The sequence below is a fragment of the Pseudomonas sp. MPB03 genome, assembly GCF_046605385.1.
In the GTDB taxonomy this organism is placed as follows: Bacteria; Pseudomonadota; Gammaproteobacteria; order Pseudomonadales; family Pseudomonadaceae; genus Aquipseudomonas; species Aquipseudomonas zanjanensis.
In genome coordinates this window covers 4,288,333-4,311,437 of the sequence record NZ_CP176770.1, presented here as the reverse complement: position 1 = coordinate 4,311,437, position 23,105 = coordinate 4,288,333, and the positions used below count along the sequence as shown (strand labels likewise).

The 23,105-nt window shown below is 63.5% G+C and carries 16 protein-coding genes and 2 riboswitches; of the genes, 8 read left to right on the top strand and 8 right to left on the bottom strand.

Features of this window, described 5'->3' with window-relative positions; all coding sequences use genetic code 11:
- Positions 1-150: 150 nt before the first annotated feature.
- Positions 151-1,194 (top strand): protease SohB, encoded by a 1,044-nt coding sequence (gene sohB / locus ACLH0I_RS18375; protein WP_411385023.1) that lies wholly within the window; start codon positions 151-153, stop codon positions 1,192-1,194.
- Positions 1,195-1,416: 222 nt separating this feature from the next.
- Here the strand turns inward: sohB and ACLH0I_RS18370 are convergent, their stop codons facing one another.
- From ACLH0I_RS18370 to metH, 4 genes are all read right to left on the bottom strand, one after another.
- On the bottom strand, positions 1,417-1,911 hold the full coding sequence (locus tag ACLH0I_RS18370; RefSeq protein WP_123413203.1) for a DUF934 domain-containing protein: 495 nt from the start codon (positions 1,909-1,911) through the stop codon (positions 1,417-1,419).
- Positions 1,895-3,553, bottom strand: coding sequence for a nitrite/sulfite reductase (locus ACLH0I_RS18365; RefSeq protein ID WP_186706674.1), 1,659 nt, complete (start codon positions 3,551-3,553; stop codon positions 1,895-1,897). Before ACLH0I_RS18365 ends, ACLH0I_RS18370 begins: the two co-directional genes overlap by 17 nt.
- 540 nt (positions 3,554-4,093) lie before the next feature.
- On the bottom strand, positions 4,094-4,312 hold the full coding sequence (locus ACLH0I_RS18360; protein ID WP_250965358.1) for a DUF2970 domain-containing protein: 219 nt from the start codon (positions 4,310-4,312) through the stop codon (positions 4,094-4,096).
- Between the two features lie 129 nt (positions 4,313-4,441).
- Positions 4,442-8,152, bottom strand: a complete 3,711-nt coding sequence (gene metH, locus ACLH0I_RS18355) for a methionine synthase (protein ID WP_411385022.1) — start codon at positions 8,150-8,152, stop codon at positions 4,442-4,444.
- Positions 8,153-8,306: 154 nt separating this feature from the next.
- On the opposite strand from metH, the gene ACLH0I_RS18350 reads away from it, so the two are divergent.
- Together ACLH0I_RS18350 and nfuA are read left to right on the top strand one after the other, a co-directional pair.
- Positions 8,307-10,595 carry a fatty acid cis/trans isomerase gene (locus tag ACLH0I_RS18350; RefSeq protein WP_411385021.1) on the top strand — a complete coding sequence of 763 codons (2,289 nt, stop codon included), beginning with the start codon at positions 8,307-8,309 and terminating at the stop codon, positions 10,593-10,595.
- Between the two features lie 115 nt (positions 10,596-10,710).
- A complete protein-coding gene (nfuA, locus tag ACLH0I_RS18345; RefSeq protein ID WP_003182850.1) occupies positions 10,711-11,295 on the top strand; it encodes a Fe-S biogenesis protein NfuA in 585 nt (194 codons plus the stop codon).
- 319 nt (positions 11,296-11,614) lie between these two features.
- On the opposite strand, the gene cobM is transcribed toward nfuA, so the two are convergent.
- The 4 genes from cobM to ACLH0I_RS18325 all read right to left on the bottom strand — a co-directional run bounded on the left by cobM (position 11,615) and on the right by ACLH0I_RS18325 (position 13,739).
- Positions 11,615-12,361: a precorrin-4 C(11)-methyltransferase gene (gene cobM / locus ACLH0I_RS18340; RefSeq protein ID WP_250965354.1), complete on the bottom strand. Its 747-nt coding sequence runs from the start codon at positions 12,359-12,361 to the stop codon at positions 11,615-11,617.
- A 78-nt stretch (positions 12,362-12,439) separates the two neighbouring features.
- Positions 12,440-12,847: a cobalamin biosynthesis protein gene (locus ACLH0I_RS18335; protein WP_250965353.1), complete on the bottom strand. Its 408-nt coding sequence runs from the start codon at positions 12,845-12,847 to the stop codon at positions 12,440-12,442.
- Positions 12,844-13,539, bottom strand: a complete 696-nt coding sequence (locus ACLH0I_RS18330; protein ID WP_411385020.1) for a CbtA family protein — start codon at positions 13,537-13,539, stop codon at positions 12,844-12,846. The genes ACLH0I_RS18335 and ACLH0I_RS18330 overlap by 4 nt, the downstream gene beginning before the upstream one ends.
- Before the next feature lie 11 nt (positions 13,540-13,550).
- Complete coding sequence (locus tag ACLH0I_RS18325; protein ID WP_053121497.1) at positions 13,551-13,739, bottom strand: CbtB domain-containing protein; 189 nt, start codon at positions 13,737-13,739, stop codon at positions 13,551-13,553.
- 100 nt (positions 13,740-13,839) lie between these two features.
- A riboswitch (cobalamin riboswitch) is annotated at positions 13,840-14,064 on the bottom strand.
- Between the two features lie 198 nt (positions 14,065-14,262).
- A riboswitch (cobalamin riboswitch) is annotated at positions 14,263-14,478 on the top strand.
- 95 nt (positions 14,479-14,573) lie between these two features.
- On the opposite strand from ACLH0I_RS18325, the gene cobW reads away from it, so the two are divergent.
- From cobW to ACLH0I_RS18300, 5 genes are all read left to right on the top strand, one after another.
- A complete protein-coding gene (gene cobW / locus ACLH0I_RS18320; RefSeq protein ID WP_411385019.1) occupies positions 14,574-15,638 on the top strand; it encodes a cobalamin biosynthesis protein CobW in 1,065 nt (354 codons plus the stop codon).
- Positions 15,639-15,641: 3 nt separating this feature from the next.
- A complete protein-coding gene (cobN, locus tag ACLH0I_RS18315) occupies positions 15,642-19,415 on the top strand; it encodes a cobaltochelatase subunit CobN (RefSeq protein WP_411385018.1) in 3,774 nt (1,257 codons plus the stop codon).
- 173 nt (positions 19,416-19,588) lie between these two features.
- A complete protein-coding gene (locus ACLH0I_RS18310; RefSeq protein WP_411387530.1) occupies positions 19,589-20,587 on the top strand; it encodes an ATP-binding protein in 999 nt (332 codons plus the stop codon).
- On the top strand, positions 20,512-21,246 hold the full coding sequence (locus ACLH0I_RS18305; RefSeq protein ID WP_411385017.1) for a vWA domain-containing protein: 735 nt from the start codon (positions 20,512-20,514) through the stop codon (positions 21,244-21,246). Before ACLH0I_RS18310 ends, ACLH0I_RS18305 begins: the two co-directional genes overlap by 76 nt.
- 199 nt (positions 21,247-21,445) lie before the next feature.
- Positions 21,446-23,092, top strand: a complete 1,647-nt coding sequence (locus ACLH0I_RS18300; RefSeq protein ID WP_411385016.1) for a phospholipase D-like domain-containing protein — start codon at positions 21,446-21,448, stop codon at positions 23,090-23,092.
- The last annotated feature ends 13 nt before the right edge of the window (positions 23,093-23,105 follow it).

Genomic DNA, 23,105 nt, shown 5'->3' with positions numbered 1-23,105 from the left:
GCTTGTTTGAAATGCCCGTTGCAGCCTTGCCCTGTCGCGCTCGCGTCAAGGTAACCATAGGTTTCTTGGCTGGCCGCGACGCAGGCGCATGGGTATGCTGGGGCCGTTACGCGCCTGCGTTCAGTGGCGCATTGCATTTAAGGAGTTGCTGTGGAGTTTTTCATCGAATACGCCGGTTTCCTGGCCAAGACCGTGACGCTGGTGATCGCCATCCTGGTGGTGCTGGCCAGTTTTGCTGCGCTGCGCAGCAAGGGGCGGCGCAAGTCGGCCGGCCAGTTGCAGGTGAGCAAACTCAACGATTTCTACAAGGGGCTGCGCGAGCGCCTGGAACAGACGCTGCTGGACAAGGATCAGCTCAAGACGCTGCGCAAGGCCGAAGGCAAGGCCGAAGGCAAGGCTGAAAAGGCCGGGAAGAAAAACAAGGACAAGCCGGCGACCAAGCCCCGGGTGTTCGTGCTGGACTTCGACGGTGACATCAAGGCCTCGGCCACCGAGAGCCTGCGTCATGAAATCACCGCGCTGCTGACCCTGGCGACGCCGAAGGATGAAGTGGTGCTGCGCCTGGAAAGCGGCGGCGGCATGGTCCACAGCTACGGCCTGGCTTCGTCGCAACTGGCGCGGATCCGTCAGGCCGGCGTGCCGCTGACCGTCTGCATCGACAAGGTCGCGGCCAGCGGCGGCTACATGATGGCGTGCATCGGCGAGAAGATCATCAGCGCGCCCTTCGCGATCCTGGGTTCCATCGGCGTCGTCGCGCAATTGCCCAACGTCAATCGTCTGCTGAAGAAACACGACATCGATTTCGAAGTGTTGACGGCCGGCGAATACAAACGCACGTTGACGGTGTTTGGCGAAAATACCGAGAAGGGCCGGGAGAAGTTCCAGGAAGACCTGGACATCACCCACGAGCTGTTCAAGAACTTCGTGTCCAACTATCGTCCGCAATTGGCCATCGATGAAGTGGCGACAGGTGAAGTCTGGCTGGGTGTCGCGGCGCTGGACAAGCGCTTGGTGGACGAGCTGAAAACCAGCGACGAATACCTGGCCGAACGGGCCAAGGGTGCCGAGGTGTACCACCTGCACTACGCCGAACGCAAAAGCCTGCAGGAACGCATCGGCATGGCCGCCAGCGGTTCGGTGGATCGGATGCTGCTCAATTGGTGGAGCCGCCTGACCCAGCAGCGGTTCTGGTAATCCGGGAGAAGATGCTCACACTAAACTCTGTGGGAGCGAGCTTGCTCGCGATGACGGCGGCACATTCAACATCACCTGCCCAGGCAAACCGCTATCGCGAGCAAGCTCGCTCCCACAGGGGGCCCTTGGTGGGCTGTAGATCAGGTTCTGCTCCCCATCATCCATCGACAAAAAAGCCCTGAACCGGCACACCCGGATCAGGGCTTTTTTGTGTATCAGGTTTCAGCGCCGACGGAACAGCGGCAGCGGCTCGTCAGTGGCGGCCTGGTAGGTCACCGAGAAGTCCTTGAGGCTTTCGAGGGCTTCATAGGGGTCTTTGTCGGCGCGCAAGGCGAAGGCGTCGAAACCGCAACGGCGCATGTAGAACAACTGGTCGCGCAGTACGTCGCCAATGGCTCGCAATTCACCCTTGAAACCATAGCGGTCACGCAACAGGCGTGCGTTGGAGTAGCTGCGCCCGTCGGTGAAGGCCGGGAAGTTCAGGGCGATGACCTGCAACTGGTTGGCATCATCACCGATTTCCTCGGCTTCCTCGTCGGCGTCCAGCCACACACCCAGGCCGCCGTCGCGGGCCTTGAGGGCGTGGGCATGATCGCGCCACAGGGCCAGGGGCACGATCAGGTCGTCACAGTTGGAGATGCCATCGAAACTCGCGTCCTTGGGCAGCAGGTGCCAGGTTTCGTCGATGACCTCGTTGTTCTTAATGATTCGCTGCATAGACGCGTTCCTTGAAGAGGTCGATGCCAATACGTTGGTAAGTGTCGATGAAGCGCTCGTCCGGGGTACGTTGTTCGATGTACACGTCGATCAGCTTCTCGATCACGTCAGGCATGTCGTCCTGGGCAAACGACGGGCCGAGGATCTTGCCCAGGCTGGCGTCGCGGCTACCGCTGCCGCCCAGGGAGACCTGGTAGAACTCTTCGCCTTTCTTGTCCACGCCCAGGATGCCGATGTGGCCCACGTGGTGGTGACCACAGGCGTTCATGCAACCGGAAATGTTCAGGTCCAGCTCGCCGATGTCGAACAGGTAGTCCAGGTCGTCGAAACGGCGCTGGATCGATTCGGCGATAGGGATCGACTTGGCGTTGGCCAGGGAGCAGAAATCGCCGCCCGGGCAGCAGATCATGTCGGTCAGCAGGCCGATGTTCGGCGTGGCGAAACCTTGCTCGCGCAGCTCGCCCCACAAGGTGAACAACTGGCTCTGTTCAACGTCCGCCAGGATGATGTTCTGCTCGTGGGACGTGCGCAGTTGGCCGAAGCTGTAGCGCTCGGCCAGGTCGGCGACGGCGTCCAGTTGCTTGTCGGTGATGTCGCCCGGCGCGACGCCGGTCGGTTTCAGGGACAGGGTCACCGCGACATAACCCGGCTTCTTGTGGGCCAGGGTGTTGCGGGTGCGCCAGCGGGCGAAACCCGGGTGTTCCTTGTCGAGGGCAGCCAGTTCGGCGTCCTGATTGGCCAGCGCCTTGTACTGCGGGTCGACGAAGTGCTTGGCGACGCGATGCACTTCGGCTTCGGTCAGGGTGGTCTGGCCGCCACGCAGGTGAGCCATCTCGGCTTCGACCTTCTCGGCGAACACTTCCGGCGTCAGGGCCTTGACCAGGATCTTGATCCGCGCCTTGTACTTGTTGTCGCGACGGCCATAGCGGTTGTACACCCGCAGGATGGCGTCGAGGTAGCTCAGCAGGTCCTGCCACGGCAGGAACTCGTTGATGAACGCGCCGACCACCGGGGTACGCCCCAGGCCGCCGCCCACCAGCACACGGAAGCCCAGCTCGCCGGCGGCGTTGTAGACCGTCTCCAGGCCGATGTCATGGACTTCGATGGCCGCACGGTCCGAGGTCGAGCCGTTGATTGCGATCTTGAACTTGCGCGGCAGGTAGGCGAATTCCGGGTGGAACGTCGTCCACTGGCGAACGATTTCGCACCACGGCCGCGGGTCGATCAACTCGTCGGCCGCGACACCGGCGAACTGGTCGGTGGTGACGTTGCGCAGGCAGTTGCCGCTGGTCTGGATCGCGTGCATCTGCACGGTGGCCAGTTCGGCCAGGATCTCAGGCACGTCTTCCAGGGCCGGCCAGTTGTACTGGACGTTCTGCCGGGTACTGATGTGTGCATAGCCCTTGTCATAGTCGCGGGCAATCTGCGCCAGCTTGCGCACCTGGCGCGAGGTCAACTGGCCATAAGGCACGGCCACGCGCAGCATCGGGGCGAAGCGCTGGATATACAGGCCATTCTGCAGGCGCAGAGGGCGGAATTCTTCTTCGCTCAGCTCGCCTGCCAGATAGCGTCGGGTCTGATCACGGAACTGCTTGACGCGGTCCTCGATGATTCGCTGATCGTACTCGTCATATACGTACATATAAGTCTCGGTCTCAGGCTTGGGCCGATCAGAAACAGCTGCATGTTGGCTCGCTGGAATCGGGTTCTGCCTCGGCAATTCTGCGCGCACGGCCGCGCACTCCTAGAGGAGCCGGTGCAAGATACCTGTTTTGAGTTATGCGCAAAAGTGATGTTTGAGTATATGTAAAGAACCAAATCGACTAATGAGACTGATTATTGCCTAACCCACATTTGTCGTACGGGCAATCATCGTCTTAACTGTGGTCGAGTCCCTATGCAATCACCTACAAAACCGACAAGAGGCGATGCAATGAGCAATCCGACCAAAGCAAGGAAAAGCGACAGTACTGTTGATGCCTGGGCCATTTTGTTCCTGATTATCCTGGTGGTGGGTACCGCAGTGTTCTGGGTCAGTCACCAATAATTTGTCGTCAACGCCGTAGCCAATGTGGGAGCGAGCTTGCTCGCGATAGCGGTGTATCAGTCGCATCATGCCTGACTGAACAATCGCTATCGCGAGCAAGCTCGCTCCCACAGGATTTTGTGTGGCGTTGAAGAGCTACAACCCCGCCAGATGCACCACCAGCTTGACGATGCCAAACAACGTCAAGGCGAAGATCGCCGTGAAAGCGATCCCCAATATCACGAAGTGACTCGGTTTGCCGTGGGTGAAATCCCGGGCGCGGTTCTTGCCGCTCTGCACGCCGAAAGCGGCGGCCAGCACGCTGTGCATCATCTGCAACAGCGTTGGCGGCTTGTTGTCGACTGGATCGTCCATAAATCCCTCGTCTGCCATGGGTTTGGAACAAGCATAGACAAAAGATCGCAGCCTGCGGCAGCACCTACAGGAATCCACAAACCCTGTAGGAGCTGCCGCAGGCTGCGATCTTTGTGAAGCGAAGGGGTCCTAGTTGTCGTAACCCAGATTCGGCGCCAACCAACGTTCAGTCACGCTCAAATCCTGGCCCTTGCGCGCCGTATAGCTCTGCACCTGGTCCTTATCGATCTTGCCCACGGCAAAGTACTGCGCCTGGGGATGGGCGAAGTACCAGCCGCTGACCGCCGCCGCCGGGAACATGGCGTAGTGTTCGGTGAGGAACACGCCGCTGCGTCCGGCTTTCATTTCACTGGCCTCAGGATCGAGCAGGCGGAACAGCGTGGCCTTCTCGGTGTGATCCGGGCAGGCCGGGTAGCCGGGGGCAGGGCGGATGCCGGTGTATTGCTCCTTGATCAGCGCCTCGTTGTCCAGGCTTTCGTCCTTGGCGTAACCCCAGTGTTCCTTGCGCACCTGCTGGTGCAGCCATTCGGCGCAGGCTTCGGCCAGACGGTCGGCCAGGGCCTTGACCATGATCGAGTTGTAGTCGTCGCCGGCCTCTTGATAAGCCTTGGCGACTTCTTCGGCGCCGATGCCGGCGGTGGTGATGAAGCCGCCGACGTAATCGGTGACGCCGCTGTCCTTCGGCGCGACGAAGTCGGCCAGGGAGAAGTTCGGCTTGCCGTCGGTCTTGATGATCTGCTGGCGCAGGTGATGCAGGCGCGCCAGTGGCTTGCCGTCGTCGCCATAGACTTCCAGGTCATCGTCGTGCACCTGGTTGGCGGGCCAGAAGCCGAACACGGCGCGGGCGCTGATGAGTTTCTCGTCGATCAGCTTGCGCAGCATCGCCCGGGCATCGGCGTACAACGCCGTGGCCGCTTCGCCGACCACTTCGTCGGTGAGGATGCGTGGGTACTTGCCGGCCAGGTCCCAGGAGATGAAGAACGGTGTCCAGTCGATGTATTCGGCCAAGACGTTCAGGTCGATATTGTCCAGCACCTTGGCACCGGTGAAGGTCGGCTTGACCGGCTGGTAGCTGCTCCAGTCGAACTGCGGCTTCTTCGCCACGGCCGCCGGGTAGCTCAGGCGTTCGGTGCGGGCGCTGCGGTTCGAGGTGCGCTCGCGCACGTCGATGTAGTCCTGGCGGGTTTTCTCGACGAACGCCGGCTTGAGTTCCTTGGACAGCAACTGGGTCGCCACGCCCACGGCGCGGGAAGCGTCGGTGACATAGATCACCGCATCGTTGCTGTACTTGGGCTCGATCTTCACCGCCGTGTGAGCCTTGGAGGTCGTAGCACCGCCAATCATCAACGGCAGATGGAAATCCTGGCGCTGCATCTCCCGCGCCACGTGCACCATCTCATCCAGGGACGGGGTGATCAGGCCGGACAGGCCGATGATGTCGCACTTCTGTTCCTTGGCCACCTGCAGGATCTTCTCCGCCGGCACCATCACGCCCAGGTCGACGATGTCATAGCCGTTGCAACCCAACACGACGCCGACGATGTTCTTGCCGATGTCGTGGACGTCGCCCTTGACCGTCGCCATGAGGATCTTGCCCTTCGCCTCCGGCTTGTCGCCTTTTTCCGCCTCGATGAACGGGATCAGGTGCGCCACGGCCTGCTTCATGACACGGGCAGACTTGACCACTTGGGGCAGGAACATTTTGCCAGCGCCAAACAGGTCGCCGACGATGTTCATGCCGGCCATCAGCGGGCCTTCGATCACCTCGATCGGCCGGGCGAACGACAGCCGCGATTCCTCGGTGTCTTCGACGATGTGGGTGGTGATGCCCTTGACCAGCGCGTGCTTCAGGCGCTTGTTCACTTCCCAGCCGCGCCATTCTTCGGTTTCCGCTTCCTTGACGCTGCCGTCACCCTTGTACTTGTCGGCGATGGCGAGCAGGGCGTCGGTGCCCTCGGGTGTACGGTTGAGGATCACGTCTTCCACGGCGTCGCGCAGCTCCACCGGGATCTGGTCGTAGATCTCCAGTTGGCCGGCGTTGACGATGCCCATGGTCAGGCCCGCACGGATCGCATACAGCAAGAATACCGAGTGAATCGCCTCGCGCACCGGGTTGTTGCCGCGGAACGAGAACGACACGTTGGACACGCCGCCGGAGGTCAGTGCGTAGGGCAGTTCGTCGCGGATGTAGGCGCAGGCGTTGATGAAGTCCACGGCATAGTTGTTGTGCTCTTCGATACCGGTGGCAACGGCGAAGATGTTCGGGTCGAAGATGATGTCTTCCGGCGGGAAGCCGACTTCATTGACCAGGATGTCGTAGGAGCGCTTGCAGATTTCCTTCTTGCGCGCCTCGGTATCGGCCTGGCCGGCTTCGTCGAAGGCCATCACCACCACCGCGGCGCCGTAGCGCTTGCACAGCTTGGCGTGGTGGATGAACTGCTCGACGCCTTCCTTCATGCTGATGGAATTGACGATGCCCTTGCCCTGGATGCACTTGAGGCCCGCTTCGATCACTTCCCACTTGGAGGAGTCGATCATGATCGGCACCCGGGAAATGTCCGGTTCGCCGGCAATCAGATTGAGGAAGGTCACCATGGCCTTCTTCGAATCGAGCATGCCCTCGTCCATGTTGATGTCGATCACCTGGGCGCCGGCCTCGACCTGTTGCAGGGCCACTTCCAGGGCTTCGGTGTAGTTGTCCTCGCGGATCAGCCGGGCGAACTTGGCGGAACCGGTGATGTTGGTCCGCTCGCCGACGTTGACGAATAGCGAGCTGCGGTCGATGGTGAACGGCTCCAGGCCCGACAGGCGGCAGGCCCGGGGAATCTCCGGAATCTGTCGCGGCGCATAGCCGGCCACGGCCTTGGCGATGGCTTCGATGTGCGCCGGGGTGGTGCCGCAGCAGCCGCCGACGATGTTCAGGAAACCGCTCTGGGCAAACTCTTCGATGACCTTGGCCGTCTCGGCTGGCAGTTCGTCGTATTCCCCGAATTCGTTGGGCAGGCCTGCGTTGGGGTGGGCCGATACGTGGGTGCTGGCCTTGTTCGACAGCTCTTCCAGGTACGGGCGCAGTTCGCTGGCGCCGAGGGCGCAGTTCAGGCCGACGGAAATGGGCTTGGCGTGGGCCACCGAGTTCCAGAAGGCTTCGGTGGTCTGGCCGGAGAGGGTGCGGCCGGAGGCGTCGGTGATGGTGCCGGAGATCATGATCGGCAGTTCGACGTCCAGTTCTTCGTAGACGCCTTGCACGGCAAAGATCGCCGCTTTCGCGTTCAGCGTGTCGAAGATGGTTTCGATGAGGATCAGGTCGGCGCCGCCTTCGATCAGGCCCTTGGTGGCCTCGGTGTAGTTTTCCACCAGTTCATCGAAGGTCACGTTGCGGTAGCCAGGGTTGTTCACGTCTGGCGACAGCGAGCAGGTGCGGCTGGTCGGGCCGAGCACGCCGGCGACGAAGCGCGGCTTGTCCGGGGTTTCCAGGGTCTTGGCGTCGGCCACCTTACGGGCCAGGCGCGCGCCTTCCAGGTTCAGCTCGTAGGCCAGGCCCTGCATGCCGTAGTCGGCCTGGGACACCTGGGTGGCGTTGAAGGTGTTGGTTTCGAGGATGTCGGCGCCGGCATCCAGGTAGGCTTTTTCAATGGCGCCGATCACGTCGGGGCGGCTGAGCACGAGCAAATCGTTGTTGCCCTTGACGTCGCTCGGCCAGTCGGCAAAACGCTTGCCGCGGTAGTCCTGTTCTTCCAGCTTGTAGCTCTGGATCATCGTGCCCATGCCGCCGTCGAGGATCAGGATGCGTTCCTTGAGGGCTTGCTGGAGAAGATAAAGGCGAGCGCTGCGATCAGACATAGGACTACCTGGAAAAAAGACCATTACGAAGGCCGGGATGATAGCAAACCTGTGCAGGATTTGATCATGACGGCTTTTGCATGAATATCGCTCATGTTTGCAAGGCGATGCTGGCCCGGTAGAATCGCCGGATTATCTCTTAGGGACCCGAGACATGCCGTACCGCGTCTTATTCGGCAGTCTGCTGCTGTTGTCTTTTACCGCAGCCGCCGGGAATCCCGCTTCCGCGATCTCCTACACTCGTGATATCCAGCCGATCTTCACGGAAAAATGCGTGGCCTGCCATGCCTGCTACGACTCCGCCTGCCAGTTGAACCTGGGCAGCGGCGAGGGCGCGGCGCGGGGGGCGAGCAAGCTGTCGGTGTATGACGGCGAGCGGCGCCAGGCGGCCGACCCGACCCGCTTGTTCTATGACGCCTCCGGCCCGCGCGCCTGGCAACGCAAGGGTTTCTATTCAGTGCTCGACGCCCAGGGCAGCCAGGCTGCGTTGATGGCGCGCATGCTGGAGTTGGGCCATCGCACGCCGTTGCAGCCTAACGCCAAGCTGCCGGAAGAGATCATCCTGGGCCTCAACCGCGACAACAGTTGCGCGATGCCGGGTCAATTCGACGAATACGCCGGTGCCCATCCCAAGGAAGGCATGCCCCTGGCCGTCACCGGCCTGACTGACCAGCAATACCAGACCCTGCAGCGCTGGTTGGCCGCAGGCGCGCCCATCGATCAGCAGGCCCTGGCCCCAAGCGCCGCCGAAGCCTTGCAAGTGGTGCAATGGGAAAACCTGCTCAATGCCCCGGGCGCCCGGGAAAGCCTGGTGGGCCGCTGGTTGTTCGAACACTGGTTCCTGGCGCACATCTATTTCAAGGGCGGCGAGCCGGGGCATTTCTTCCAGTGGGTGCGTTCGCGCACGCCCACGGGCCAGCCGATCGACCTGATCAACACCCGCCGTCCCAACGACGACCCTGGTACCCGCATTTATTACCGGCTCTGGCCGGTACAGGGGGTGATCGTGCACAAGACCCACATCACCTACGGCTTGAGCGCGGCGAAAATGGCGCGCATCAAGAGCCTGTTCTACAGCGGCAACTGGCAGGTCAGCGCGCTGCCGGGTTATGGGCCGGAGCGCCGGGCCAATCCGTTTTCCACCTTCGAAGCGATCCCGGCCCAGGCCCGCTACCAGTTCATGCTCGATAACGCCGAGTACTTCGTGCGCACGTTCATTCGCGGGCCGGTGTGCCGTGGCCAGATCGCCACGGATGTGATCCGCGACAATTTCTGGGCGCTGTTCCAGGCCCCCGAGCACGACCTGTACATCACCGACCCGAACTATCGCGGCCAGGCCACGCCGCTATTGGCGATGCCGGGGCAGAACGATGACGTGGGCAGTGTCGTCAGCCTGTGGCTCGACTATCGGGACAAACGTAACGAATACGAAGCCTTGCGCCGCGACAACTATGCCGAGCTGCCGGCACCGAGCTGGTCGACGCTGTGGGCCGGCAACGACAACGCGCTGCTGAGCATTTTCCGGCATTTCGACAGTGCTTCGGTCACCAAGGGGCTGATCGGCGAGGTACCGCAGACAATGTGGCTGTTCGACTTCCCGTTGCTGGAGCGTACCTACTATCAGTTGGCGGTGAATTTCGACGTGTTCGGCAACGTGTCCCACCAGGCCCAGACCCGGTTGTATTTCGACTTGATCCGCAATGGCGCGGAACAGAACTTCCTGCGCCTGATGCCCGCTGACTCCCGCGAAGAGTACTTGGACGACTGGTACCAGGACGGTGGCAAAGTCAAGATGTGGCTCGATTACGAGGCCATCGACAATGACAAGCCGACGGCCCTCAAGCTTGACGAGCACGACCCCAAGCGCGATTTCGCCCAGCAATTGCTAGCCCGCTATGGCGAGCTGAACGCGCGCCCCGATCCGCTCAACCGCTGCGACGGGGCCTACTGCTCGCGCCCGAACATCGACCCGACGCTGCAAAACGCCGAGCAGGCCCTCAGTCGGCTGGTGTCGCGCCCGGCGGCGGGGCTCAAGGTGATCGACCAACTGCCGGAAGCGACGATGCTGCGCGTCGAAACCGTTGGCGGTCGGCGTGAGGTCTACAGCCTGCTGCGCAACCGCGCCCACAGCAACGTGGCGTTCCTGCTGGGGGAGGAACGGCGCTACCAACCGGGGCTGGACACGCTGACGGTCTACCCGGGCGTGCTCAGCAGCTATCCGAACTTCCTGTTCAACATTCCGGCCGGGCAAGTGCCGGCGTTCGTCGAAGCCATGCAAGGCGTCCAAGACGCGCCGGCGTTCGAGCGGATTGTCGAGCGCTGGGGGATTCGCCGCAGCCACCCGCAGTTCTGGTACTACTTCCATGACCTGAGCCAGTCCATCCAGGAGACGGAGCCCGTGGAAAGCGGTGTGCTGGACATGAATCGCTACCAGAACCTCTGATCGACAGGTCCGGTGGCAAACCCCGTGCCGCCGGATGCTTTCCTGACAAAAATACTAGGACTTTGTCCGGCGCGATGATTGGCGTAAACTGCCGGCAAGCCTGCGAGGAGTTTCCATGACCGCCATAACCATTACCGATGCCGCCCACGATTACCTGGCCGACCTGCTGTCCAAGCAGAACACGCCGGGTATCGGGATCCGCATCTTCATCACCCAGCCCGGCACCCAGTACGCAGAGACGTGCATCGCCTACTGCAAGCCGGGGGAAGAAAAACCCGAAGACACCGCGTTGGGGCTCAAGAGCTTCACCGCGTACATCGACTCGTTCAGCGAAGCTTTCCTGGACGATGCGGTCGTCGACTACGCCACCGACCGCATGGGCGGCCAGCTGACCATCAAGGCGCCGAACGCCAAGGTGCCGATGGTCAATGCCGACAGCCCGGTCAACGAGCGCATCAATTATTACCTGCAAACCGAAATCAACCCGGGGCTGGCCAGCCACGGCGGCCAGGTGTCGCTGATCGACGTGGTGGAGGACGGCATCGCCGTGCTCCAGTTCGGCGGCGGCTGCCAGGGCTGCGGCCAGGCCGACGTGACCTTGAAGGAAGGCATCGAGCGCACCTTGCTCGAGCGCATCCCGGAGCTCAAGGGCGTACGCGACGTGACCGACCATACGCAGAAAGAAAACGCCTACTACTGATAGGTGTTCGCTGCGCGCAAAACGCTGTGGCGAGGGAGCTTGCTCCCGCTCGATTGCGAAGCAATCGCCAGGCAATCGATGCATTCTCGTGATGATGCAGGGGTTGCCAGGGGACCGCTTCGCGGTCCAGCGGGAGCAAGCTCCCTCGCCACAAAAGCTTCGGTGATCGGCGCGTAACCTGTGGGTGTTCGGCGAACCCTGTGGGAGCGAGCTTGCTCGCGAAGGCATTGGTACATTCAACACCACTGCTGGCTGACCCGCCGCTATCGCGAGCAAGCTCGCTCCCACAGGGAATCTGGGTTAGCTCTTGCTGAGGGAGTCAGGGCCGGTAGAGATGCGCATGCCCGGCGCGGTACAGCGAAGATTCGCTGAACACATCGTTGCCCAACACCCGTCCCACCAGAATCAGCGCCGTGCGGCGAAAGCCCTTGGCTTGTACCTTTGTCGCGATATCGTCCAACGTCCCCATCACCCAGTCCTGATCTGGCCAGGTCGCCCGGTGGATCACCGCGATCGGGCAATCGGCGCCGTAGTGGGGCCGCAGTTCGTCGACGATTTTTTCCAGATGATTGACCCCCAGGTGAATCGCCATGGTTGCCCCGTGCTGGGCCAGGCTGCCCAGTTCCTCCCCGGCGGGCATCGGGGACTTGTCGGCGTAACGGGTGAGGATCAGGCTCTGGGAGATGTCCGGCAAGGTCAATTCGGCGCCCAGCAGGGCGGCGCAGGCTGAGGTCGCGGTTACTCCCGGGATGATTTCGAACGGGATGCCCAGTTCCCGCAAGCAGCGAATCTGCTCGCCGATGGCGCCGTACAAGCTCGGATCGCCGGAGTGTACCCGGGCCACGTCCTGGCCCTTGAGATGGGCGCTCTTGATCAATTCGATGATTTGTTCCAGATGCAGCTCGGCGCTGTTGATCACCTGTTCGGCACAATGGCCTTCGAGGACGGCGGTCGGCACCAGCGAGCCGGCGTAGATGATCACCGCACACTGGCGGATCAGTCGTTGGCCTTTGACCGTGATGAGGTCCGGGTCGCCGGGGCCGGCGCCGATGAAGTACACGGTCATTGACCGGCTCCTGAGAAAGGTGGGTGAGCGTCGCCCAGATGAATATCGCTCATGATCCTGGACGCCGATTATCGGGTTTTACCCCACGACCGCCAATGCCAACGTGCATTGGGGGCCTTTCTGTCGGGGAATCTGCAGTGTTGACGACGTCGTGGTGCCCAACTGGTCGGCCAAGGCCAGGGCAGCGCTTTCGGCGATACCGTGGCAACCGGTTCGCTCGAAAGCGATCTCGGAACGGTGACTGAGCCGCGGCTCGTAGTCGGCCAGTTGTTCGGCACTGAAGCAGGTCAGCGGCAAGCCCAATTGCCCGGCCAGTTCCAACAACCCGGGCTCGTCACGCTTGAGGTCGATACTGGCCAGGGCCCGCACCTGGTGAAGCTCGATGCCGTGGGCCATCAATGTCTGTTCGAGCAAGGCCCGCAGTGTGCTGGCCGGGCAACCGCGCTGGCAGCCCAGGCCGATCACCAGGATCGGCGCGGCGTTCATGCGTCGTGGTGGGCCTGGTCGCCGCGGCGAAACAGCCAGGCGCTGATCAGGCCCAGGGCCAGCCAGAACGCGACGTTGGTCACCTGCGAGGCGATCTTGAACTGGCTCTCAAGCGCTTCGGGCGCCAGCATCGAGTGGACTTCCGGTTGCGGTGCGCCGATGACGTGGGGCACCAGCAACGTCGCCGCGCCCAGTATCTTGAGCAGCCAATGCTGGCCGAAGGCGATCAAGGCAATGCCCACCGCCGTGGACGCCGCGGTGCCAATCCACCACATTTGCCGCTGGGCCAGGTCGGCCGCCGCGGTGCCGGGCAGCTCCGGGGGCAGGCCGAGGGTCGGTGCCAGGACGAAGGTGGCATAACCGGCCAAGCCCCAGAGCAGGCCTTGGGAGGTGCGAGTCGGTGCGCGCAAGGTGTACAGGCCCGCCAGCATCAGGGCAAAACCCACGGCGACCACCAGGTTACCGCCGGTGGTGGACAGTACCCGCTGCCAACCGTCTTCCGGCTCCCAGGCTTCGGCGTCATGGGTATGGGTGGCCCCGTCGGCGTGTTCGTGAACCTCGGTCGTCGGAGCCTTCTCGAAGGTTTCCGCCTGGAGAATCAGCGGCGATACCCAGAAACTCTGCAACAGGGTCAACAGCAGGGCGGCCAGCAAACCGCTGAAACCGGCGGTCTGGGCGATACGCTTGATCATGTCGTCGGTTCTCAATGGCAGGGGAAGGCGGCGCTGTGGCGGGTATCGTGGGCGGCGTTGTGTACCGCTTCGATGTGGGAGAAACCGGCGAAATAGACCAACCCCGCCCCCAGGATCGAAGCCAGGATCGCGGCGCTCAGGCGTTGGCTCAGGGTGGTGGTGCTGCTGGCGGAGCGGGCGGTGCTGCTGATGGTCGACATGGCGCTTCCCTCTGTTTTTGTTCCGTGGGGGATGCGAGCGCGATGAGACCCCGGGCGAAAACCCGCCAAGGTTCGAACAGCGCCCGCCCACCGCGGGTTTGTTGATGCTTGAGTCATGGGCCGGTCTCCGGGCTCACGAGGGGCTGGGCTTGTGCCTGGCCTGCAAGCGTCACCCTTCCCATGTCCGTGGACACAGTGGTTCAGACGCTTCGCTCGCTTACCGTTGCGGGGGCAGCACCGGACTGACGTGGCTTTGGAGTAAAGCACACGATTCACCGGTTTCCCGTTTCACCCTGTGAAGGGCACCCGTAACTAGGCGCACAGGAGAGCATGGGTGGGGTCCAGGCGTCAATTCTCGCAGCGAGTCGCACCCATCGCGAGCAAGCTCGCTCCCACACAGGATCGTCGCCGGGCCCTAAATTTGAGGGCGATGCAGAACCAATGTGGGAGCGAGCTTGCTCGCGATGGCGGTAGCCTGTTCACCGCAGAACACTCTGGAGATTGACCCGCCCCCACACCCTGCGTAGCCTTGCGCCTTCGAGGTTCTTCGGCATGCGCCGGAGCTAAGAAGGGAACGCGGTCCAAGCCGCGGCTGCCCCCGCAACTGTGAACGGTGAGGTTTCTGCAAGGCCACTGTGCATGCCTTTTTACCAAAGGCGCACGGGAAGGCGCAGCAATTGCCAGTCGAAAGACCGGCCCGCCGTCAGCCAGGAGACCTGCCTCGAAACAGATTCTCACTACAACCGGGCGGGGTGATCCGGTGGCGAAATCTTCCGCACGCCTGTGCCAGCGGTTGTCGTCCCGTTTGCCCGCCACCTTGCCAAAGGGCATCCGATGAAAACACTGGCCAAACTCCCCGTCACCATCGTCACCGGCTTCCTCGGCTCGGGTAAGACCACCTTGCTGCGGCACATGCTCGACAACGCCCAGGGCCGGCGCATCGCCGTGATCGTCAACGAGTTCGGCGAGCTGGGCATCGACGGCGAGATCCTCAAGCAGTGCACCATCGGTTGCACCGAAGAAGAAGCCAACGGCCGCGTCTACGAACTGGCCAACGGTTGCCTGTGCTGCACGGTGCAGGAAGAATTTTTCCCGGTGATGCGTGAGCTGGTGGCCCGGCGTGGCGACCTCGACCACATCCTCATCGAAACCTCTGGCTTGGCCCTGCCCAAGCCGCTGGTCCAGGCCTTCCAGTGGCCGGAAATCCGCAGCGCCTGCACCGTCGATGCGGTGATCACCGTCGTGGACAGCCCGGCCGTGGCCGCGGGTACCTTCGCCGCCTTCCCCGACCAGGTCGACGCCATGCGCAAACTCGACCCGAACCTGGATCACGAATCGCCGCTGCACGAATTGTTCGCCGACCAACTGGCCAGCGCCGACCTGGTGATCCTCAACAAGGCCGACCTGATCAGCCCTGAAGACCTGGCCAGGGTGCGCCTGGAAGTCGCCGAAGAACTGCCGCCAGCGGTCAAGGTCATCGAAGCCAGCAGCGGTCGGCTGCCACTGGACGTGCTGATCGGCCTGGGCGCCGGTTCCGAAGAACACATCGACGGTCGCCACAGCCATCACGACCATCACCATGACGGCGACGATGACGACCACGATCATGACGCCTTCGATTCCATTTCCATCGAACTGCCCCAGGCCGACGAAAGCCTGCTGCTGGATGCACTGACGCAACTGGTGGTCCAGCACGGCGTACTGCGGATCAAGGGTTTTGCGGCGATCCCGAACAAGCCGATGCGCCTGTTGATCCAGGGCGTCGGTACGCGCTTCGACAAGCATTTCGACCGTCAGTGGGGCGCCGAGGAAGCGCGGGTCACCCGTCTGGTGCTGATCGGCCAGGCGCTGGATGCCGCGCTGCTCGAAGCGCAATTGCGCGCCGCCCTCAGCGCCTAAGCCATGCACCTGCTCAGGACTCAGCCCGGCGGTTTCGTGTCGGATGACAACATTGCCGACCTGGGGCAAACCCCCGCCGAACTGGTGATCCTGTGCAGCGGCGACTCCAGCCTGGCGCTATTGGCCGAAGCGGCGCGGCAGTTGCCGGACGACTACCCGCAGTTTCGCCTCGCCAACCCGATGCAGGTGCAGAACCACGCCTCGGTGGACCTGTATTTCGAAGACGTGCTGCAACACGCCAAGGTGATCCTGCTGTCGCTGCACGGCGGCATCGGCTATTGGCGCTACGGCATCGAGCGCCTGATGGAACTGGCCGGGCGCGGGGTGAAGCTGATCCTGGTGCCGGGGGATGACCGTCCGGACCCGGAGCTCAGTGACCTGAGCAACGTGGCCGTCGAGGACCGCGACCGGCTCTGGCAGTTCTTGCGCCAGGGCGGGTTGGGCAATGCCCTGGACCTGTTTCACAACCTCGGCAGCCAATGGTTCGGCCGCGATTACCCCTGGGCCGAGCCGCAGGCCCTGCCACGCACGGCGATCTATCACCCGCTAAAAACCAGCGCCAGCCTCGGCGATTGGCAAGCCGACTGGCAGGCCGGGCAACCGGTGGCGGCGGTGCTGTTTTATCGCTCCCACCTGCAAGCGGCGAACACCGCGTTCATCGACGTGTTCTGCCAGCGCCTGCAAGCGGCGGGGCTCAATCCGCTGCCGATTGCCGTGGCCAGCCTCAAGGAGCCGGCTTGCCTTGCGCGGGTCGAGGACTGGCTGGACGAGGTGGAAGCGGGGGTGATCCTCAACACCACCGGCTTCGCTCAATCCAGCCCCGAAGCGCCGCATTTGCGACCGTTTCGCCGCAATATCCCGGTGATCCAGGCCATTTGCGCCCAGGACAACGAACCCGGCTGGCGTGCCAACGAGCAGGGCTTGGGACCACGGGACCTGGCGATGCACATTGCCTTGCCGGAACTGGACGGACGAATCATCAGCCGTCCCATCAGTTTCAAGGACTTGGCCTGGCGCAGCGAACGCAGCCAGAGCGACGTGGTCTGCTACCGCGCCGTGCCCGAGCGCATGGATTTTGTCGCCGCACTGGCCCAGCGCTGGACCACCCTGGCGTGCCTGCCCAACGGGCAAAAGCGAGTGGCGCTGATCCTCGCCAACTACCCGACCCGGGATGGGCGCATCGGCAACGGTGTCGGCCTGGACACCCCGGCGGCGGCCTTGAACATCCTGCGGGCCTTGCAGGCCGAGGGCTATCCACTGCCGGCCGAACTGCCGGCGAGCGGCACTGCGTTGATCCAGCAATTGCTCGGCGGGGTCAGTAACGACCTGGACAGCCTCGACTTGCGTCCCTGTCACCAGAGCCTGGCCCTCGATGCCTACCAATCCCTGTTCGACGCGCTGCCCGAGGCCAATCGCCAAGCGGTGTTGGCACGCTGGGGCTCGCCCGACCAGGACCCGATGTTCCGCGACGGGCGCCTGATGGTCGCCGGCCTGCGCCTGGGCCTGACGTTTGTCGGCATCCAGCCGGCGCGGGGTTATCAGGTCGATCCGAGCGCGGTGTACCACGACCCGGACCTGGTGCCGCCCCACGGGTACCTGGCGTTTTATTTCTGGTTGCGCCACACCTACGGCGTCCACGCAACGATCCACGTCGGCAAGCACGGCAACCTCGAATGGCTGCCGGGCAAGGGCGTCGGGCTCTCGGAAAACTGCTGGCCGGACGTGCTGCTGGGGCCGCTGCCGAATATCTATCCATTCATCGTCAACGACCCGGGCGAGGGCGCCCAGGCCAAGCGACGGACCCAGGCGGTGATCATCGACCACTTGATGCCGCCGCTGACCCGGGCCGAAACCTATGGGCCGCTGCGTAACCTCGAGTTGTTGGCGGACGAGTACTACGAGGCGCAATTGCTCGATCCGCGCCGCGCCCGGGAACTGCAACGGGACATCCTCAACCTGGTGCGCGAGACGCACATCGACCGTGAGCTGCAACTGGATGCCGCCCTGGACAGCGATGCCGATGCGGCGATCTGGCTGCCCCGCCTGGACACGTACCTGTGCGACTTGAAGGAGTCGCAGATCCGCGACGGCCTGCACGTTTTTGGCGAGTCGCCCAGCGGGCGGCTGCGCATCGATACGTTGCTGGCGTTGCTGCGCATTCCCCGGGGCGATGGCAAAGGCGCCCAGTCGAGTCTGTTGCGGGCGCTGGCCAAGGCGTTCGGGCTGGGTTTCGATCCGCTGGATTGTGCCTTGGCCGAGCCCTGGACGGGGGAGCGCCCCGAGGCGTTGCGTCAGGTCAGTACCGAGCCTTGGCGCACCGCCGGTGATACCCGCGAGCGCCTGGAGCTGTTCGCGGCGCAGTTGATCGAGCGGGCGCTGGACGGTGTCGTCGAGCCACTGGAGGGGGTGGGCTGGGAGACGGTTTTCGACATTATTGAAAACCTGCGGTCCGTCGTAGCCCCGCGCCTGGCTGCCTGCGGCCCGGCGGAAATGCGTGGCCTGCTCGATGCCCTGGGCGGGCGCTTCGTGCCGGCCGGCCCCAGCGGCGCGCCGAGCCGCGGGCGTCTGGACGTATTGCCCACCGGGCGAAACTTTTTCTCAGTGGACGTGCGCAACCTGCCCACCACCACGGCGTGGCGCATCGGTTTCCAGTCGGCGAACCTGATCCTTGAACGGCACTTGCAGGACCACGGCGATCACCTGCGCCAGCTCGGCCTGTCGGTGTGGGGCACCGCCACGATGCGCACCGGCGGTGACGACATCGCCCAGGCCATGGCGTTGATGGGCGTGCGTCCGGTGTGGGCCACCGGCAGCCAGCGGGTCGATGACTTCGAGATCCTGCCGTTGAGCCTGCTGGACCGGCCCCGGGTCGATGTCACGTTGCGGGTGTCCGGGTTCTTCCGGGATGCCTTTGCCAACCTGATCCGCTTGTTCGACGCCGCCGTGCAGGCCGTCGCCGCCCTCGATGAGCCGGACGACATGAACCCCTTGGCGGCCAAGGTGCGCAGCGAGCGCGAAGCCTTGCAGGCGTCGGGTCTTGAGCCGGAAGCCGCGGCGCGCCAGGCCGGCTGGCGGATTTTCGGGGCCAAGCCCGGTGCCTATGGCGCGGGCGTGCAGGGTGCGATTGACGGTCGTTTGTGGCAGAGCCGCGAGGACCTGGCCGAGGTGTACCTGAACTGGGGCGGCTACGCCTACGGTGCCAGCGATGAAGGCACCGCCGCCCGGGAGCAGTTCTCCCGGCGCTTGAGCCAGGTGCAGGCGGTGTTGCAGAACCAGGACAACCGCGAGCACGACCTGCTCGATTCCAACGATTACTACCAGTTCCAGGGCGGCATGCTGGCGGCGGTCGAGACCCTCAGTGGCGATGCGGCGGCCAGTTACCATGGCGATCACAGCCAGCCGGACTTGCCCAGGATTCGTACCCTCAAGGAAGAGCTCAACCGGGTCATCCGCTCCCGCGCGGCCAATCCGAAGTGGATCGACGGCGTGAAGCGGCACGGCTACAAAGGCGCGTTCGAACTGGCGGCGACGGTGGACAACCTGTTTGCCTTCGATGCCACCACCCAATTGATCGACGATCACCAGTACGCCTTGCTGGCCGATGCCTACCTGCTCGATCCGGACACCCGAGAGTTCGTCCGCCGGCACAACCCCGACGCCCTGCGGGACATGACCGAGCGGATGCTCGAAGCGCAGCAGCGAGGGATGTGGCAGGCGCCGGGGGAGTATCGCGAGGCGCTGGAGAACTTGTTGTTGGACATAGAAGAAGATGGCTGAAATGAGGACCACAGACCAGCCCTTGTGGCGAGGGAGCTTGCTCCCGCTGGGCTGCGCAGCAGCCCCCGGAACCTGAGGTCCCAGTGCCCTTTCAGAATGACGACTGCTGCGCAGCCGAGCGGGAGCAAGCTCCCTCGCCACAGGGACTCTCTCACATGCATGAGACTTTCAACATGACCCACACCCCCCATTTTCCACTCTCCGCCGTGGTCGGCGCCGATGACCTGAAACTGGCCCTGTGCCTGGCCGCCATCGACCCGAAAATCGGCGGTGTGCTGATCGAAGGTCCGCGGGGCATGGCCAAGTCCACATTGGCCCGGGGCCTGGCGGACCTGCTGGCCAGCGGTCAGTTCGTCACCTTGCCCCTCGGTGCGACCGAAGAGCGGCTGGTGGGCACCCTGGACCTGGACGCGGCGTTGGGGGAAGGGCGCGCGCAGTTTTCTCCCGGCGTGCTGGCCAAGGCCGACGGTGGCGTGCTGTACGTCGATGAGGTGAACCTGCTGCCCGATCACCTGGTGGATCTGCTGCTTGACGTGGCCGCCAGCGGCACCAACCTGATCGAGCGTGACGGCATTTCCCATCGGCACTCGGCGCGCTTTGTCCTGATCGGCACCATGAACCCGGAAGAGGGCGAGCTGCGTCCGCAGTTGCTCGACCGTTTCGGCCTGAACGTCGCCCTCGATGGTCACACCGCACCGGCCGAGCGCGGCCAGATCATCCGGCGGCGGTTGGATTTCGACAGCGATCCGTTGGCGTTCTGCGCAGAGTGGGAGACGGCTCAACAGCAGTTGCGCGAACGCTGCCAACAGGCCCGCGAGCGCTTGGCCGGGATCGCCCTCGATGATGCGGCGCTGGCGCAGATCACCGAGCGTTGTTTTGCCGCTGGGGTCGATGGCTTGCGCGCCGACCTGGTCTGGCTGCGGGCGGCCCGGGCCCATGCCGCCTGGCGCGGCGCCGCGGCGATTGCCGGCGAAGACATCGATGCGGTCGCCGAGTTTGCCTTGCGGCACCGGCGGCGCGGGCATTCGGCACCGGTGCCGTCCCAGGCACCGACGGGGGCGGAAAAAGCCACTGAACCCAACGAAGGCCAGGGCCAGTGGGGCGACCTGCCAGCTCGGGCATTGCCGACCGGGGCCCGGCGCGATGTGCCGAGCTGGCCAAAAAAGCCCTAGGCATTCGCCCCCGTTCGCCGGCGGGGGCGAATGCCAGACCCCGCGCCGGACGCCTCGACCAGGGCCGTCAGGGCCGGAGCAAAGCGGCGGCCAGCGGCGCGGTGAACTGGCCGGGGACGTTGCTCAACGGCCGACCACGCCGACATGAAGATTTGCGTTGGCACGATCGCCATCGGTCTCCCCATGAGCTGTGGCTGGTCATCGTCGATGCGTCGGCCTCGACCCGGCGTCATCGCGCCTTGAGTGACGGCAAAGGCCTGTTGGCGCAATTGTTCGACGACGCCTACCGACAACGCGCCCGCTTGGCGCTGCTGACAGCCTGCGGCACGCAACCGAACTGGCAAGTGCAGGGGCTAAAGGCCTCGGCCGGTCTGCGGGACTGGCTCGATGGCTTGGGTGCAGGGGGCGGAACGCCGTTGCTGGCGGCGTTGAACGAGGCCGGTCGCTGGTTGGTGGCGCGGCGCAAGCGCTACCCGGCGGAGCAGCAACGGGTGCTGGTAATGACCGATGGACGCGTCAAGGAAGGGCTTTTACCGCCGGTCCTCGATTGCCCGTGCCTGTTGATCGACATCGAAAGAGGCCCGATTCGCCTGGGCCGGGCCCGGCAGTTGGCGGGGCTGTTGGGAGCTGAGTATCGGCATATCGATGAGGCTGATTGAAATGTGCTGTGACTGTCAGGGCCCTATCGCGAGCAAGCTCGCTCCCACAGGGGGCCGAGGTGTTCATCATTCATGTGTTCATGGCGAAACCCATGTGGGAGCGAGCTTGCTCGCGATGGCATCCCCTTGGTTCCAATGACCTGCCCAGCGAACCCGCATCACTGCACTATGCTCAGCCAGCCCCTCACAGGAGTGAACCATGCGCGTACTCGTCACCAATCCCCAAGACGATTTTCGGGTCAAGGCCTATGCCGGCACCAACGGCGTGCTGCTTGCCATGGACCTGGCTGAACATCGGCGCCAGGGCTTGCTGGGCTTTGCCATCGAGAAGCAGCAGGGCGACAAGCCCTGGCTGTTCCTGTTCAACAGCCTGACCTTCCCCGACAAGGCCCATACTTTTCCCCAGTTCCATGCCACCCCCAGCGACAAGGCGCCCCTGCAGAAATTTCGCTGGGCCGACTACGCCGTCAACCCCGGTGTGACGATCCACTACCGTGTGCACCTGGCCTATGGCAGCCCCGAGGCACCGCAGTTGGGCGAATCCCTGGAAGTCACCGTCACCAGCGACGACGGGCAACCGACCAACCAGCGCGTGATCTTCAACCGTGCCGTGGCCGCCAGCCAGGCGTTCCAGCGCAAGTTTCCCGAGCTGGACGCGCTGATCGACGCCAACAAGCACCTGTCCATCGACGACTGGCCCGACGCCCCGCGTCGCTGGCTGGAAAACGGTTTGCTGGGGCGCTTGATCGGTTTCATCGACCGGGCGCTGGATGCCAGCTGGGCCTTGGACGTCGCTATCTATGAATACGAACTGCCAGTGATCGTCGACGCGGTGACCGCCGCTCACGCTCGCGGCGCCCGGGTGCGAGTGCTGTACCACGCCGAGCCGGAAGACGACACCACGGCACGCAACGAAGCCAGTCTCGAGAGCATGCCGGCTGCCAACAAACGTGGGCGGGTCACCCACAACATTTTCCACAACAAGTTCATTGTGCTGAGCAAGGTGCAGGGCAGCGGTTCATTGCAACCCGAGGCCGTGCTGTGCGGCAGCACCAATTTCACCGCCAACGGTGTCTACCGCCAGGCCAACGTCGTGCATGTGCTGGACGATCCCCGGATCAGCAGCAGCTACCTCAAGGTGTTCGAGCAAATCTGGGCGACCCCCAAAGATGTCGATGCCACTCGCCAATGGTTGAACCTGAACAACGCCATGGCGCCGCAAGAGGCGTTGTTCGCCGGGTTCTCGCCGCGCACCGGGGAGGGCGACCTGGATCGTTTCGTCGACATCATCAAGGGGGCGCGAAAGGACCTGTTGTTCGTCACCGCCTTCGTGTTGCCCGACCGCATCCTCGACGCCTTGCTCGGCGCACCCAATGACGATGTGCTGCGCTACGGCCTGCAAAACACCCGGAGCCGCATCACCGGCTTCCATGCCGACCGCACCGCCGAGTTCGCCGCCACCGCGTTGCTCAACACCGGCCTGGAAGGCTGGCTGCGGGAGAATATGAAAGGCCAGAAGGGCAACCTGCTGGTGCACACCAAAGCCATCGTCACCGACTTCACCAGCGACACGCCGACCATTCTCAGCGGCAGCCACAACCTGAGCGCCGCGGCCAGCAGCGGCAACGACGAGAATTACCTGATCATCCAAGGCGACACCGACCTGGCCGACCGCTATGGCCTGGAACTGCTGCGTTTCTATGAGCATTACCGCTTTCGCTACTTTGCGAAAAAACTCGCCCTCAAGCAGGTCAAGCCGCTGGCGGTGAATGACAGCTGGAGCGATGACTATTACCGCGAGGGGGATTTGCGGATGTTGTCCCGGGTGAGGTTTTGCGGACGTTAGGTGTAGTAGTTGA

Excerpts from the sequence above, each read along its gene's own strand:
- ACLH0I_RS18370 (WP_123413203.1), bottom strand. The coding sequence starts at position 1,911 with ATGCAGCGAATCATTAAGAACAACGAGGTCATCGACGAAACCTGGCAC.
- ACLH0I_RS18365 (WP_186706674.1), bottom strand. The coding sequence starts at position 3,553 with ATGTACGTATATGACGAGTACGATCAGCGAATCATCGAGGACCGCGTC.
- ACLH0I_RS18360 (WP_250965358.1), bottom strand. The coding sequence starts at position 4,312 with ATGGACGATCCAGTCGACAACAAGCCGCCAACGCTGTTGCAGATGATG.
- metH (WP_411385022.1), bottom strand. The coding sequence starts at position 8,152 with ATGTCTGATCGCAGCGCTCGCCTTTATCTTCTCCAGCAAGCCCTCAAG.
- ACLH0I_RS18350 (WP_411385021.1), top strand. The coding sequence starts at position 8,307 with ATGCCGTACCGCGTCTTATTCGGCAGTCTGCTGCTGTTGTCTTTTACC.
- nfuA (WP_003182850.1), top strand. The coding sequence starts at position 10,711 with ATGACCGCCATAACCATTACCGATGCCGCCCACGATTACCTGGCCGAC.
- cobM (WP_250965354.1), bottom strand. The coding sequence starts at position 12,361 with ATGACCGTGTACTTCATCGGCGCCGGCCCCGGCGACCCGGACCTCATC.
- ACLH0I_RS18335 (WP_250965353.1), bottom strand. The coding sequence starts at position 12,847 with ATGAACGCCGCGCCGATCCTGGTGATCGGCCTGGGCTGCCAGCGCGGT.
- ACLH0I_RS18330 (WP_411385020.1), bottom strand. The coding sequence starts at position 13,539 with ATGATCAAGCGTATCGCCCAGACCGCCGGTTTCAGCGGTTTGCTGGCC.
- ACLH0I_RS18325 (WP_053121497.1), bottom strand. The coding sequence starts at position 13,739 with ATGTCGACCATCAGCAGCACCGCCCGCTCCGCCAGCAGCACCACCACC.
- cobW (WP_411385019.1), top strand. The coding sequence starts at position 14,574 with ATGAAAACACTGGCCAAACTCCCCGTCACCATCGTCACCGGCTTCCTC.
- cobN (WP_411385018.1), top strand. The coding sequence starts at position 15,642 with ATGCACCTGCTCAGGACTCAGCCCGGCGGTTTCGTGTCGGATGACAAC.
- ACLH0I_RS18310 (WP_411387530.1), top strand. The coding sequence starts at position 19,589 with ATGACCCACACCCCCCATTTTCCACTCTCCGCCGTGGTCGGCGCCGAT.
- ACLH0I_RS18300 (WP_411385016.1), top strand. The coding sequence starts at position 21,446 with ATGCGCGTACTCGTCACCAATCCCCAAGACGATTTTCGGGTCAAGGCC.